14 protein-coding genes and 1 pseudogene are annotated in these 13,361 nt (G+C 35.6%); 4 read left to right on the forward strand and 11 right to left on the reverse strand.

The window, feature by feature from the left end:
- Positions 1–53 precede the first annotated feature (53 nt).
- The 11 genes and pseudogenes from BN2628_RS04955 to BN2628_RS05005 form a co-directional block, all read right to left on the reverse strand.
- A pseudogene (locus BN2628_RS04955) lies at positions 54–744 on the reverse strand (Imm43 family immunity protein).
- Positions 745–818: 74 nt separating this feature from the next.
- Positions 819–1,775: a hypothetical protein gene (locus tag BN2628_RS17500; protein ID WP_257606400.1), complete on the reverse strand. Its 957-nt coding sequence runs from the start codon at positions 1,773–1,775 to the stop codon at positions 819–821.
- A gap of 83 nt (positions 1,776–1,858) precedes the next feature.
- Positions 1,859–2,293 (reverse strand): DUF3997 domain-containing protein, encoded by a 435-nt coding sequence (locus BN2628_RS04965; protein WP_044230731.1) that lies wholly within the window; start codon positions 2,291–2,293, stop codon positions 1,859–1,861.
- A gap of 364 nt (positions 2,294–2,657) precedes the next feature.
- Positions 2,658–3,074: a hypothetical protein gene (locus BN2628_RS04970; protein WP_044230676.1), complete on the reverse strand. Its 417-nt coding sequence runs from the start codon at positions 3,072–3,074 to the stop codon at positions 2,658–2,660.
- Positions 3,075–3,124: 50 nt separating this feature from the next.
- A complete protein-coding gene (locus BN2628_RS04975; RefSeq protein ID WP_044230677.1) occupies positions 3,125–3,718 on the reverse strand; it encodes a hypothetical protein in 594 nt (197 codons plus the stop codon).
- Positions 3,719–3,784: 66 nt separating this feature from the next.
- A complete protein-coding gene (locus BN2628_RS04980) occupies positions 3,785–4,219 on the reverse strand; it encodes a DUF3997 domain-containing protein (RefSeq protein ID WP_013616530.1) in 435 nt (144 codons plus the stop codon).
- 96 nt (positions 4,220–4,315) lie between these two features.
- Positions 4,316–4,906 (reverse strand): hypothetical protein, encoded by a 591-nt coding sequence (locus BN2628_RS04985; protein ID WP_055096351.1) that lies wholly within the window; start codon positions 4,904–4,906, stop codon positions 4,316–4,318.
- A gap of 59 nt (positions 4,907–4,965) precedes the next feature.
- Positions 4,966–5,307: a hypothetical protein gene (locus BN2628_RS04990; protein WP_013616518.1), complete on the reverse strand. Its 342-nt coding sequence runs from the start codon at positions 5,305–5,307 to the stop codon at positions 4,966–4,968.
- Positions 5,308–5,410: 103 nt separating this feature from the next.
- On the reverse strand, positions 5,411–6,517 hold the full coding sequence (locus BN2628_RS04995; protein WP_044230678.1) for a tyrosine-type recombinase/integrase: 1,107 nt from the start codon (positions 6,515–6,517) through the stop codon (positions 5,411–5,413).
- A gap of 96 nt (positions 6,518–6,613) precedes the next feature.
- On the reverse strand, positions 6,614–7,225 hold the full coding sequence (locus tag BN2628_RS05000; RefSeq protein WP_055096353.1) for a TetR/AcrR family transcriptional regulator: 612 nt from the start codon (positions 7,223–7,225) through the stop codon (positions 6,614–6,616).
- A gap of 580 nt (positions 7,226–7,805) precedes the next feature.
- Positions 7,806–8,249, reverse strand: coding sequence for a PepSY-like domain-containing protein (locus BN2628_RS05005; RefSeq protein ID WP_044230680.1), 444 nt, complete (start codon positions 8,247–8,249; stop codon positions 7,806–7,808).
- 248 nt (positions 8,250–8,497) lie between these two features.
- On the opposite strand from BN2628_RS05005, the gene BN2628_RS05010 reads away from it, so the two are divergent.
- From BN2628_RS05010 to BN2628_RS05025, 4 genes are read left to right on the forward strand one after another with little or no spacing between them, the layout of a single operon-like run.
- Positions 8,498–9,943, forward strand: coding sequence for a TolC family protein (locus BN2628_RS05010; RefSeq protein WP_044230681.1), 1,446 nt, complete (start codon positions 8,498–8,500; stop codon positions 9,941–9,943).
- Positions 9,944–9,969: 26 nt separating this feature from the next.
- Positions 9,970–10,971, forward strand: a complete 1,002-nt coding sequence (locus BN2628_RS05015; protein WP_044230682.1) for an HlyD family secretion protein — start codon at positions 9,970–9,972, stop codon at positions 10,969–10,971.
- Positions 10,964–12,148, forward strand: coding sequence for an ABC transporter permease (locus tag BN2628_RS05020; protein WP_082002326.1), 1,185 nt, complete (start codon positions 10,964–10,966; stop codon positions 12,146–12,148). Before BN2628_RS05015 ends, BN2628_RS05020 begins: the two co-directional genes overlap by 8 nt.
- Complete coding sequence (locus BN2628_RS05025; protein ID WP_044230684.1) at positions 12,132–13,358, forward strand: ABC transporter permease; 1,227 nt, start codon at positions 12,132–12,134, stop codon at positions 13,356–13,358. Before BN2628_RS05020 ends, BN2628_RS05025 begins: the two co-directional genes overlap by 17 nt.
- Positions 13,359–13,361 lie beyond the last annotated feature (3 nt).

Raw genomic sequence — 13,361 nt, forward strand, 5'->3', positions numbered from 1 at the left:
TAATGGTTGGTGAAGGACAGCGTTAAGCTGTCGGCTTGACCTTATTAACGATTTTATTTAATCATAAATTCATTCCCATATGGATAAAAACCTTTATCTATCCATAGTTTGGAGTAGTCTGATAATTTGTAAATTTCAGGTTTATACAGATTCAACACTTTATCCAAAACTCTTTCTCGGAATATTATACCATCTCTATATTCTATGCTACCCAAAATAAAGAAATTTTGTTTGATTGAATTGTCTTTCAGTTTCATGTCAGGATATACTGTAAAACAAGTACCTCTTTCTTTCTGTAAGTCACTCTGATATGTTATGCCTTTTCCGAAATGAAAAGAATCATTGTCAAAATGATTTATACGTAGAGCATAGTATTTTTTATCCGTTAGAGATTCGTTTTTCTTGTTTACTACCTTGACGGTAGCAATATCATATTTATCAACGAACCCATTTTCTTGAAGTAAAGACAAAAACTCTTCCGATACGATTTTTAGTTGTATACTGCTTTTATCAAGAAAATCAAATTGTAAGATTCCTGGTTTCTTGTTGCATACAAGGTATAAGACGGGAGGTAAATTCTCACGCCATCCATCATTATTTTGCCACATCCATTGTCCGAGATTCTGAAACTTCTGCCTTTTACTTTCATCGTAAATATCACAAACATCAGATTTGCCATACTCCAATAATCCTTTAGGCAGTTTATCTATCATATCGCCAAATATAAAGTTCTTCTGTATTCATAATTGCAATAATTATTGTCGTTAATGGTTTGACAAGGAGCTGCGTTCAGCAGCTGACTTGGCTTGTTAGGCATATTATATATCGAGTAATAATTTTCTCACTGTTATATCAAGTAACAGATTTTCTATCGTCAATTTTAATTCGTTAAAATCGTTTTGTTCAAGTGGAGAAAACAATAGTTTGATATGTTGATATATACCAGCATTCCAAGGTCTGTTCTCATTTACATAAATAGATAAACTACCGTTTGATATATTATATTCAAAAAAATCTGTATCAAAATATTCTCCATTTGAAGGATCATTTAATTCCATATAAACCTTTTCATCCATCTCACCCTTTGTGATTTTATAATATCCTTCATCAGTTATACAATATAGCATACTAATACCATTATTATTTAAGGGAGTAAAAGACATTTCATTGACGACAAGTACTTTGGACTGGACATTCAACGTTTCTTCTTCTCGAACACAGCATAACTTTGGATTACGGATATGTTCCAACAGTTTTGAAGCTCTTTCTGCTACTGATACATCCTTATTTTGAATAAAACTTTCCAACAATTGAATATTCTGTCCTATTAAATCCATAATACTTAGGTAGATAAATTGGCAATCAATTGTTTTTAATGTTTTAAGAGTTTCATTATCAAGGTTGCCGTCAAAATCTGAATCAAGAAGTATGGATTTGAGTTTCTCATATTTTTCTAAGTCTTTTTTTGATGGCTTAGAATCTTCTTGTTTATGAAACATGGCAGCTTCTACAATAACATTGATATGTTGTAATATATTGCTGTTGTTTGCTTTATTGGTTGATAATAAGTAAAAATAGAATTTTAACCCCCAAGGACTAACTCTATATAAAGTCGCTTGATGCTCAAGTCTATCTATGGCATATTGATAATCTTGTTCATCCGCTTTACCTTCATACATTTTGATAAAGCAATCCTTTAGCTGTTTGGAATTATTTTCATATGCCGTAGCAAATCTATTCCACGGAAAATTATTCATACATATTAGAAAATCCATAAACTCAAGTATTGTATTTATTTATGCCTAATGGTTTGACAAGGAACGGCGTAAGACGTTATCTTTTCTCGTTAATAATACATTTATAGCTCCTTAAAAGTTATATCATCCGACACTCCCAGTTCTTTCCGTTTGACTTCAAAATCCGTTTTACTGAAAGCCCCGAATTTGTTTTCTTGCGCTTCCCATGCTTCTTGCGCGTTATTTACGGGAATGATGTAATATTCGGTCGTATTCTTGTCATAACGCTGCATGGATATGCCCATGCTGTCCTTCAAAGCACGATATGCCTTGACCAGAATAAAATCATCGTCATATCCCACTGCGTAAACACTCGCTCCGGTTATTCCCATATAAGGCGCATCATTATCGTTTTGTCGGTGATAACACACATCCATATCTTCTTTGGTATCTACCGCTATCAAATAATAGTTCCCTGTAAGATGCCGTTCATATATAAACTCGCAACTTTGCATTAGGGGCAACAATAAAAGGAGTAATGATATAACTGTTTTCATGTGCTCAATTATTATTAATGGTTCAGCAGGGAACGGCTTGCCGTTACCCTGCGTTGTTAGTGATATTTTTACCATAATTCTTCTGCGGAGAAATCACCTAAGAAGAAATATAGCAGCATAATGATACTGAACAAAATATACATGCCTATCGAAAAGCATACTATCAATATTATTTTCTTTCCGATACTGTACTTTTTTTTCCTAAACAAGAATAGCGAGAGTAAAATCGCTATGAGTATAATAGTTATTGCACATACAATCATATACCTATATATTTTGAATTTGTAAATTATGCTGTTATCACTAATGGTTAGCAGGGAACGGCTTGTCCGTTATCCTGCGTTGTTAGCATCATATTTAACTATCAGCAGAAAGCGACATCTCCCGTTCCAACTTCAACAATATCATATTTGCCATCATTAATCCTTATCTTAATGCCACAACCATGCTCAATATCAAATTCAACTCTAAATTCCAGTCCAAACAATTCCTCTGCGTTCTGTTCAAACAAGACGAAAATATGTGTCAATTCAATATCCTGCATACATGCTTCAATTTTATAGGTATCTTTAGCCCATGCTATAACCGCACTACAAGCCAGACTATACCATTCTGACAGGTTATTGACAAATGTGGCAATCTTTTCTTTATATTCATCTGTCAGTTCTTCTTCGGATGCAAACAAACCATCTGATAATGTGATACAAACCTCATCACTCAAATCTTTTAATGACACATACATTTCAAGATTTTCATTAAAAATTATTTCAGTCGCTTTCATATTTTATTGTTTTTAGTTATGTTGATGCTAATGGTTAGAAAGGAGCATCGTCAGATGCTATCTTTCGTTGTTAGATATTTATTGTCCTTTCCCACTTGGGAGCATGGAACAAAAGTTGCCTTTATAATTTGATTATTACAGTTAAATGGCACATAATCCACCTTGCTATCAATACTTAACGTATCACTTAGCTGCTTCAAATGGGAATGCTCATTTCGCAACAAGACTTCCGCTTTTGAAAAGTCCACAGAACTGTATATCGGATAGAAACCGGAAAAGCAAGTAGGCGTTATGTAAACAATTTGGCTTTCATAATCAAAGAATAAAAAACGATTCCCATCCGCTACATTATCATACACGGCAAAGCAAGCAAACTTTCCCACTCCATTGATTGTATAGCTTTGCATGAAGTCAATACTGCTATCATCTACCGCTTCTAACTCAAAAACAACACGCTTTTTGCCTTGTTGATTAAAACACAGCCTATATAGAATTTCAAATTCTGTTTCTTCTGTTTCTATATAAAGGGTATCTTGTTCAGTCAAAGAACTATACTTGGCTGGATTTTGTTCCACATAGCCGTTTTTCGCTATAACACAGCAAAGTGGGAAAAGGAGCAAACTATATAATACAAATATTCTCATGTCTTTATATCTAATGGTTTGAAAAGGAACGGCGTAAGACGTTATCTTTTCTTGTTAATAATATATTTATAGCCTCTTGAAAGTTATATCATCCGACACTCCCAATTCTTTCCGTTTAACTTCAAAGTCCTTTTTACTGAATGCCCCGAATTTGTTTTCTTGTGCTTCCCATGCTTCTTGTGTGTTATTTACGGGAATGATGTAATATTCGGTTGTATTCTTATCATAACGGGGTAAGGAAATTCCTATGCTGTCCCTCAAAGCACGATATGCCTTGACAAGAATAAAATCATTGTCATATCCCACTGCGTAAACACTTGCTCCGGTTATTCCCGTATAAGGCGCATCATCATCGTTTTGTTGGTGATAACACACATCCATATCTTCTTTGGTATCTACCGCTATCAAATAATAGTTCCCAGTAAGATGACGTTCATATACGAACCCGCAACTTTGCATTAGGGGCAACAATAAAAAAAGTAATGATATAACTGTTTTCATGCGCTCAATTATTATTAATGGTTAGAAAGGGGCATCGTCAGATGCTATCTTTCGTTGTTAGCAACCGATTTATAATAACTTTTCAATTTATCGTTATTAGGAATATTCCCAATATGCCACAAATGGATTTATGACATTATTACCTTCAATTCTTCCATAAACATATATACAGCCATCCATGAAAACGGAAATATCCTTTATGCAGATTTCGTTGATTTGAAAAATAAAACTATTTCCATCTTTAGTCACTTTACTATCATTATCTAACCCCCATTGAATAGGCATTACGTTACCACCAAATTTGATTGCGCAATCTTTTTCTGGCATATCTTTTTCTATACTCATCTCGTATATTGAGTAAATTTCATCTATTTCGGGATGTTTATATCTATCACTCTTGCTTTGACTACTTAATTCATGTTCAAACAACAACAATTTGCAATCGGGATATGTATTATATTCCAAAGCAACATCAAATTCCGGAGTGAAAATTGATATTTGCTTGTTTGGGTTTAAGGGGTTTTGAAATGTCAGATAAAAATAGAAATTTTCATTATTCAATATATTCTTATCATCAAAGTACGTTGGGGCATTTCCACCAACCCAACTAAAACATTCTTTTTGGTATTCACAAATGCCGTAGTATATTGCGTTTTCTCTTGTTTTAAGTATTCTTTCTATTTCCATAATAACGATAATGATTTGATTGTTGCTAATGGGATAGCGGGGAACGCTGTCAAGCGTTATCACGCTTTGTTAGTAACTTTTTTCTGTTGTGAGTTATTAAGACGTTGAACAAGCATTTCCTTAAACTCTGTACTATTACATTCATTTATAAGTTCTCTGTATTCAAGAGAATTTATTTCTGAATACACAGACTCTATTAAATGTAACAATGTCCATTCTATTCCATATAAAGCAGTCGGCGGAAAGAGCTTGATTAAAATATGTGCTTCATCCCAAGTGATAGGCTTAACTATCTTGCATAATAAGTCTTCATATTCATAAATTAATTCAGCCGTTATTCGTTCGTCTGTTTCATTGGGCATAGCACCCATTAAAGCTAATTGTTCAACTTCTTTTCTCATAACAATGTTGTTACTAATTTGTTTATAAATACACCTGTAGGTATAGGATATTTCGATAACCGACACCTGGCAGGTGTGTTTCCTAATCTCTAATAGCCGCACCCTACGAATCATCCAGCGAATCAAGCGGATTTGGGATTTTAGCTTTGTGTGCATTCGATGTATGAAGATATATGGCTGTAGTCTTTATGTCGTTGTGTCCCAACAGTTCCTGTATCGTGTGCAAGTCTGTCCCTTGTTCCAAAAGGTGGGTGGCAAACGAGTGGCGGAGCATGTGTACATGCACTCGGTGCTTGATGCCCGCACGTTGTGCGGCTTCTTTCAGCACTTTCACCAATGCGCTTGCCGAGTATGGTTCTCCGGGCGTTTCGCCCTCAAACAGCCATTTCTTCGGTCGGTATTCACGGAAGTACCGCCGCAGCTCTTCCAGCAGCTTGGGCGAAAGCAGCGAGTAGCGGCATTTCTTGCCCTTGCCCATGATACGCACGGACATCATTTCGCTGTTGATGTCTTTTGGTGTGAGGTTCAGCAATTCACTACGCCGCAATCCGGCTGAATAAACCAAGGAAATCATGCAGTGATGCTTGATGTTGGACAGTTGGTCGAGGATGCGTTTTATCTCGTTCTTGCTCAATACTTCCGGGACGGTCTTGTATTCTTTGGCTCGTGTGATGCCGCCGTAATACTGCCGTTTCCCGCCTTTCACCTGCTCGTAGTAGAACTTGATGGCGTTGATGCGCATATTCTGCTGTGAAACAGAAATTTTCTTTTCGTTTACAAGATAAAGAATGTACCTGTTGATGTCCGCCACTTTCAGGCGGTCGATGTTGCGCCCTTTGTGGTACTCCACGAAGTCGCTGAAATAAGCCCGGTAGGTCTTTATGGTGGATGGGCTGTAGCGTTTCTGTTCCAGTAGTTCCAGATAGCCTTCCGGCAGCGTGTATTCCCTCTTGGGTCTGGGATGCCGCACATATACCCGGCTGTAATCAATATAGGCATGGGGAGAATAGCGGTCGTAGAAATCCGACAGCTTGAAAACAGCAGCCGCCATGCAAGCGGAATCCTTGCCGGTCATTTCCACGCCTGTATCCTGGGCGAGCAGCAGGGGGATTGCCCCGTTTCCTGCATACTCTATCCGGACATAATCCACACCATCCTTTTCTTCCTTGTGAAGAACGATGCTTCCTCTTTGCCTCTGAGCCTTGTCCATGTCGTCGAATTTTGCTTCATGGCTTCAAAGGTAGTGAAAAAACGGTATATTTTGAACAATCGTTCAAAATATGGAAGTTAAAAAGACTAAACGGCGTCAGGCTTTAAGCAGGGAATAGATATAGCGGAAGTTTTTCTCCAGTTCGTCCACGTCCAGACCGTTCAGGAACGCCTGTTCGTAGGACAGTCCGAGAAACATCTGCCGGAACAGGGCTGCCGCTTTCTTCACGTCCGTGTCGCTCCCGATTTCTCCGCTTTCCTTCGCTTTCTGTATGACTTTCTCCCAAAGTTCATAGTCCAGTTGGAAAATCCGCTCGATTTTTTGCTTGATGTCCGGATAGTACATGCGCACTTGCGAGAGAAAATGGAAGTAATAGGAATTAAGGCTGCAATCATGCGGGCTGTGGTTATCGCCAATCAGTTCGAGAATCCTTTTCATGGAAGCGGCTACTCCCGCCACGTATTGCCCGATAAATTCCGCCAACGTATCGGCGGGAGCGGCAAACTTGTTGTCCGGCTTGTGTATTTGCAGCACATACTTGTCCACCACAGCCATGAACAAGTCCAGCTTGTGCGGAAAATAATAGACGATGCCCGTCTTGGTCAGTCCGCAGGCTCTGGCAAGCGTGATGATGCTTGCCTTCTCATAGTTCATCCTGACAAATACCCCGAATGCCCTGTCAATGATTTCTTCCCGGTTTGTTATCATACACCTTTGTTTTTAATAGGACACGAAGATACGGATTTTATTTCAATCATTTGCAACACAGTGATTTTTAGTGCAAGGTGCAAGCATATATCTATATATATGGCTTGCACCTTGCACTAACCCCAGAATATTTATTATCAACTACTTGTTCATTTCAAAATAAACTTGTATCTTTGCACCTGAAAGTTACGCAGGCAGACAACGGTCAAAGTCGGACAAAAAAGCGATTGAAAATCGTTACTGTTTCGTTACCTTAATGAAGCATTGAACAAGAAGTAGCTAAAATACAGGCGGTTAGAGTTATAGGTTCAAAAACCTGTCTTTCCGCTGTATTAGTTAAACAATAAATAAAAAGTTCCATAAATTGTTGAATTTATGAAACTTTTTTTATATTCTTTTATCTCCTTAAAGTAAATATCTTTGCCAGATTCGACAAACCCTTAAACATATTGAAATAATTAAAAAAGTTTTACAACTTAAAAAATAATTTATATTGATATGGATTCTGATAACCAAAGGGGTACCGCTTAAAAAATGTAAAGTGGTACCCCTTTGGTTATAGACTTTGAGATTCAATGTATTAATCTCGGTCATTATCTAAATCAATCACATTAAAATTCAAATCAAATTTAATTTCCCAGAAATTAGATAATTTCACTTCATAATCGTAATTGTCTCTTTCAATACTGAGGACTTTTGCTTCAGGATAGTTTTCTTCTACATATTTTTTTATTTGTGCAGGAAGAACTTTGACAGGAACGGATGAGAATTTGCAATTTACTTCTGTCCATTCGCCTTTCTTATTGAATTCCAATTTATCCCCATTTGTAAATACTACATCATAGGATTTGTCAAATAGCTCTGTTTCCATTTTGGTAAGTGCAATTTTTGCTTTTGGAAAATGTTGCTTTACAAATTTTTGAGCTGTCTGAGGTAATTGAGCAAAACTAATAGGCTTGTCATTATCTGCCATTGTTACTTGAATAGAAAGGACACATACCAATAATAAAATCAACTTTTTCATAATTCTAATTTTTAGTGGTTATTATTTATTTTAATTTGATTACAAAATAAAGAAGTAATTCTGAAAAGATTTTGGAATATTTTTCTTTAAAAAAAGAAATTGAAATTATTTCTTTATAATGGACTATATAACATTTATAAATGGTAGTTAGTTTTTAGAATAAAGAGTTACTTAATGAAATTTCTGCGAACAATAGGTCTATATATCCCGTTATAAATCAGAAACAAAATTTATAACAATAAATATATATGTTCAGGAATATTTTTGTATCTGTTTTGTATCTGTTGTTGTTTTCCAAAGTCACTCTCTGGGCCCAGAGTAATTATATGGAATTGACATTTGAGCAGTCAATACAAATGCTTCAAGAAAAAAATCAAAGCTTAAAAATCGCAAATAAGGGAGTCGACCTTGCCAAAAACGAACATGAACGATTAAATGCTCTTTGGTATCCAAACCTGAGTGCAACAGGCGCCTATGTACATATGTCAAACAAAGTTGAAGTCAAGGAACCATTGAGTCAATTTACTGAGCCTGCAAAAGATTTCGTCCATACTATTATACCCAACGATCAGATTATTTCATCTATATTAGATAAAATAGGAGCTTATTCCCTCTCCTTTCCTCTGGCTCCTAAAGATTTAACAACCATTGATGCAAATATTACATGGCCTATTTTTACAGGAGGAAAAAGAATCTACGCAGGTAAAATAGGTAAAGCCATGATTTCTATTGCAGAAGTAAATAAAGAGCAGGTCAGCGCAAATATGCAAATTTTACTTGTTGAAAACTATTATGGACTTCGTCTGGGACAGAGAATTGTAGATGTTAGAGAAGAAACTTATAAGTCACTTCAAAAACATTTTCAAGATGCTTTGAAATTGGAAGCCAACGGCATGATAAATAAAGCTGAAAGATTGTTTGTACAAGTGAATATGGATGAGGCAAAAAGAGAGTTGGAATCGGCAAAAAAAGAGCTCAACGTTGCACAAAATGCATTGAAAACTTTGATAAAGATAGACTCTGACACTAATATATTACCGGTGTCATCTTTATTTATAAATGATACTCTGCCATCCGTGTTATATTTTAAAAGCTTAATTGAGGGAAACAATTATATAGTCAACCAGCTCCGATTTCAAGAAAATATTGCAAATAATGAATTGAAAATAGGTCGAACCGGCTATATTCCTAATATAGCATTATTTGGTAAGCATACTTTTTATGCACATGGTATAGAAAAAAATCTTCTGCCTCGAACAATGGTAGGTGTCGGATTTAGCTGGAACTTATTTGACGGCTTGGATAGAGAAAAAAAAATTAAACAAGCGAAAATAACGAAACAGGCTCTTGCTTTAGGAAAAGATAAGGCTATAGATGACTTGTCTGTCGCTTTAGATAAGTTTTATAATCAATTGCAAAATGCTTTGGAAAATGTATCAGCATTGAATACAACAATAGAGATGAGTAAAGAATTGGTCAGAATACGAAAAAAATCATTTACTGAAGGCATGGCGACATCTACAGAAGTTATTGATGCCGAAGTTATGTTATCTAAAGTACAGATAGCATCTTTATTAGCTTATTATCAATATGATGTAGCATTAATCAATTTATTATCTACATGTGGCATTCCCGATTCTTTTCATCAGTATAGTCTTGACGGCAAGTCGGAGCACTACATATTTGAACCTTGATTTTTTATTGTAAATAATATACTTATATGGATAAGACAAGAAAATATTTAGCGATAGCTTTCATTATAATATTGATTGCTGTTATTATTATATCTGTTGTTGGCATTCTTTTGCTTGAAGATAAGCCTACTATTTTGCAAGGTCAAATTGAAACTACAGAAATCCGTATATCAGGGAAATTACCTGGCCGGATTGATACATTTTTGGTGAAAGAAGGCCAAAATGTAAAAATAGGAGATACTTTAGTGATTATAAATAGCCCTGAAGCCCTTGCAAAATTTGAACAGGTAAATGCTTTTGAAAGCATTGCAAAATTTCAAAATCAAAAAATAGATGAGGGAACTCGCAAACAAATAGTGGAATCTATGCTTCAACTATGGAATAAAGCCAAATCTGATTTGCAATTGGCCCAGACTACATATAACCGAATACTTTCTTTATATAAGGATAGTGTTATTACTTCTCAGCGAAAGGATGAGGTTGAAGCTTTATATAAAGCTGCTCTTGCCGGTGAGAGGGCTGCTTATCAACAATATCAATTGGCTGTAGATGGTGCTCAAATCCAGGATAGAGAAAGTGCCCGTTCTTTGGTAAATGCAGCAAAAGGTTCGGTCAATGAGGTTCAGGCTTTACTTCAGGATGCACGATTGACGGCCCCTGACAATGGACAAATATCGAACATATATCCTAAACGAGGTGAACTGGTAGGCGCCGGAATGCCTATAATGAGTCTGGTTGTCTTGGATGATGCATATGTTGTATTGAATGTACGGGAAGACCTTCTTCCTCATTTTAAGATGAATGGTGTATTCAATGGTAGTGTTCCAGCTCTGGGTGGAGAAAGTATAAAATTCAAAATTAATTATATCAGTCCTTTAGGAAGTTATGCAACTTGGCGGTCTACAAAACAAACCGGAAGTTACGATTTACGAACATTTGAAATACATGCTGTTCCAGAGCCTGTTATTGAAGGATTGCGACCGGGTATGTCTGTACTGGTAAATCTCAATGAACAAAAAAATGAATAGGTCCATAAAAGATAGTGCTTTTATTTCTGTATTGAAGCGTGAATGGATACGGATGATATCTCGAAAATTGTATTTTGGAGCCTGTATTGTTTTACCTCTGTTCAGTATATTTTTCATGGCGACAATATTTGGGTCTGGACAAATGGAAAATATTCCTGTCGGAGTCGTTGATTATGACCAAACAGCAACATCAAGAAGTGTAATACGTACAGTTTCTGCTGTCCCCACATTCAAAGTAACCGAATATTATATCGATGATATCTCGGCAAGAAATGCGACACAAAAAAAACAAATTTATGGGTATCTGGTTATTCCTCCCAATTTTGAAGATAACTTATTGAATGGAAATGGGGCTACTCTCTCTTATTATTATCATTATGCATTATTGAGTGTAGGGAGTGAAGTCAGAGGTGCCTTTGAGACGGTATTACAAACCTTGTCTTTATCTCCAATTGTAGTAGAAGCAACAGCTTTGGGAATTAATGAAAGTTTAATAGAAAGTTTTTTAGTTCCCATCAATACACAAAGTCATCCTCTGTATAATCCGGACTTAGATTATTCTGTCTATCTGAGTAATCCATTTTTCTTTATTTTGTTTCAAGTAATAATTTTATTGGTTACTGTTTACTCTATAGGTATTGAAATCAAGTTCAAAACTGGAAACATTTGGCTCGAATGTGCAAAAAAAAACATGGTTATTGCTGTATTGGGAAAAATATTACCTTATACTGCCATATTTGTGATAATGGGTATTTTCGCAAATTATGTGATGTTTGGAGTAATGCACATTCCTTTTTCTTGCGGTTTTTGGCCATTGAATTTAACCACTGTACTTTTCATTATAGCAACACAATTTTTAGGCGTTTTCCTATTCTCTCTTTTTCCTGCAATAAGTATTATAATCAGTATTGTATCTATGGTAGGATCTTTAGGTGCGACACTTTCGGGGGTAACGTTTCCTGCACCTTTCTTTTTCCCGATTATCTATTACTTATCCTTTTTATTTCCTGTACGCCATTTTATTGAAATTAATCAAAATTTGTTATATGGAGATTATGGATATGCCTATACATGGCAAAATGTGGCAGCTTTATTTGCTTTTATTTTAGTAGCACTACTATTGTTACCGCATCTCAAGAAAGCTATTTTAAGTCATAAATATGAAAATATTAGATAAGATAAAATACAAGATACAAGACATTATCTCGATAATGATAAGTGAATTCAGTACTATAGCAACGAGTTATGCTATATTACTTGTATTGATAGGGGGTATTTTTGTATACGGATTTTTATATAATTATATGTATGCTCCGAACCTTATACGAAATGCCCCTATTGCTGTGGTGGATAATTCACGTACAGCATTGAGCCGAGAATACACCCGTTTGATAAATGCCGCCCCACAAGTATCTGTGTATACTAATGCAGCTGATTTTCCAGAGGCAAAAGAATTAATGAAAAAAAAGGAAGTAATAGGTATTATTTATATACCGGAAGATTTTGACGTACGTGTAAATCGAGGTAATGAATCTATTTATATAATGTATGGGACCACTGATGCTTTTCTTTATTATCTGGCTATGCAAGAATCCTCATCCGGGGCTATGATGGCAATAGATGAGAAGTATCGGCCTGAAATGCTTGTTTTTTTACCGCAACAAGATACCCCAATTATTACTCAATCCAAAGCTATTTCCGTAGTTGGAACAGCATTATATAATCATACAGAGGGATATGGTAGTTATCTAATACCTGCGGTATTGATGGTTATTATTTTTCAAACCTTACTTATGGTAATAGGAATGATAAGTGGTGATGAAAAAAATACAGGAGCTTTATCGATATATGCCGGTCGGGAAAAAAGTTTTTTCCCTGTATCACGTATAGTTTTAGGGAAAACCTTCGTTTATTGTTCACTGTATTTTATTTTTTCTTTGTTTCTTTTGGGATTAATGCCTGTACTATTTAGTTTACCAAATATAGGGCATAAATATGAAATTACAATGTTGATGATACCTTATCTACTTGCAAGCAGTTTTTTTGGTCTTGCTGCTTCTGTATTTTATACCGACTCTGAATCGCCATTGCTAATGATAGCCTTTTTTTCTGTAGGGTTGATATTTTTATCAGGAGTCTCCTACCCTCTTGAACTTATGCCTTGGTACTGGAAAGTTGCACATTTTATCATACCGGCAGCTCCCGGAACCTTAGCTTTCGTGAAAATAAATTCTATGGGAGCTTCTATGGCTGATATAAGGCAAGAATATATCACATTATGGCTTCAATGTATTGTTTATTTTATATTTGCAGTTATGGCATATCGATATAATATAAAGAAATGTATGACCCAAAAGACTCGTAAAGAAATCGGATCCTTTATGTGAAAA

It is taken from the genome of Gabonia massiliensis (assembly GCF_001403595.1).
GTDB classification, from domain to species: Bacteria; Bacteroidota; Bacteroidia; order Bacteroidales; family Coprobacteraceae; genus Coprobacter; species Coprobacter secundus.

What these genes read in the sequence shown, in the direction of transcription:
- BN2628_RS04985 (WP_055096351.1), bottom strand. Translation starts at nt 4,906, where the DNA reads ATGGAAATAGAAAGAATACTTAAAACAAGAGAAAACGCAATATACTAC.
- BN2628_RS04970 (WP_044230676.1), bottom strand. Translation starts at nt 3,074, where the DNA reads ATGAAAGCGACTGAAATAATTTTTAATGAAAATCTTGAAATGTATGTG.
- BN2628_RS05000 (WP_055096353.1), bottom strand. Translation starts at nt 7,225, where the DNA reads ATGATAACAAACCGGGAAGAAATCATTGACAGGGCATTCGGGGTATTT.
- BN2628_RS05020 (WP_082002326.1), top strand. Translation starts at nt 10,964, where the DNA reads ATGAATAGGTCCATAAAAGATAGTGCTTTTATTTCTGTATTGAAGCGT.
- BN2628_RS04995 (WP_044230678.1), bottom strand. Translation starts at nt 6,517, where the DNA reads ATGGACAAGGCTCAGAGGCAAAGAGGAAGCATCGTTCTTCACAAGGAA.
- BN2628_RS05005 (WP_044230680.1), bottom strand. Translation starts at nt 8,249, where the DNA reads ATGAAAAAGTTGATTTTATTATTGGTATGTGTCCTTTCTATTCAAGTA.
- BN2628_RS04990 (WP_013616518.1), bottom strand. Translation starts at nt 5,307, where the DNA reads ATGAGAAAAGAAGTTGAACAATTAGCTTTAATGGGTGCTATGCCCAAT.
- BN2628_RS17500 (WP_257606400.1), bottom strand. Translation starts at nt 1,775, where the DNA reads ATGGATTTTCTAATATGTATGAATAATTTTCCGTGGAATAGATTTGCT.
- BN2628_RS05025 (WP_044230684.1), top strand. Translation starts at nt 12,132, where the DNA reads ATGAAAATATTAGATAAGATAAAATACAAGATACAAGACATTATCTCG.
- BN2628_RS04975 (WP_044230677.1), bottom strand. Translation starts at nt 3,718, where the DNA reads ATGAGAATATTTGTATTATATAGTTTGCTCCTTTTCCCACTTTGCTGT.
- BN2628_RS05015 (WP_044230682.1), top strand. Translation starts at nt 9,970, where the DNA reads ATGGATAAGACAAGAAAATATTTAGCGATAGCTTTCATTATAATATTG.
- BN2628_RS05010 (WP_044230681.1), top strand. Translation starts at nt 8,498, where the DNA reads ATGTTCAGGAATATTTTTGTATCTGTTTTGTATCTGTTGTTGTTTTCC.
- BN2628_RS04965 (WP_044230731.1), bottom strand. Translation starts at nt 2,293, where the DNA reads ATGAAAACAGTTATATCATTACTCCTTTTATTGTTGCCCCTAATGCAA.
- BN2628_RS04980 (WP_013616530.1), bottom strand. Translation starts at nt 4,219, where the DNA reads ATGAAAACAGTTATATCATTACTTTTTTTATTGTTGCCCCTAATGCAA.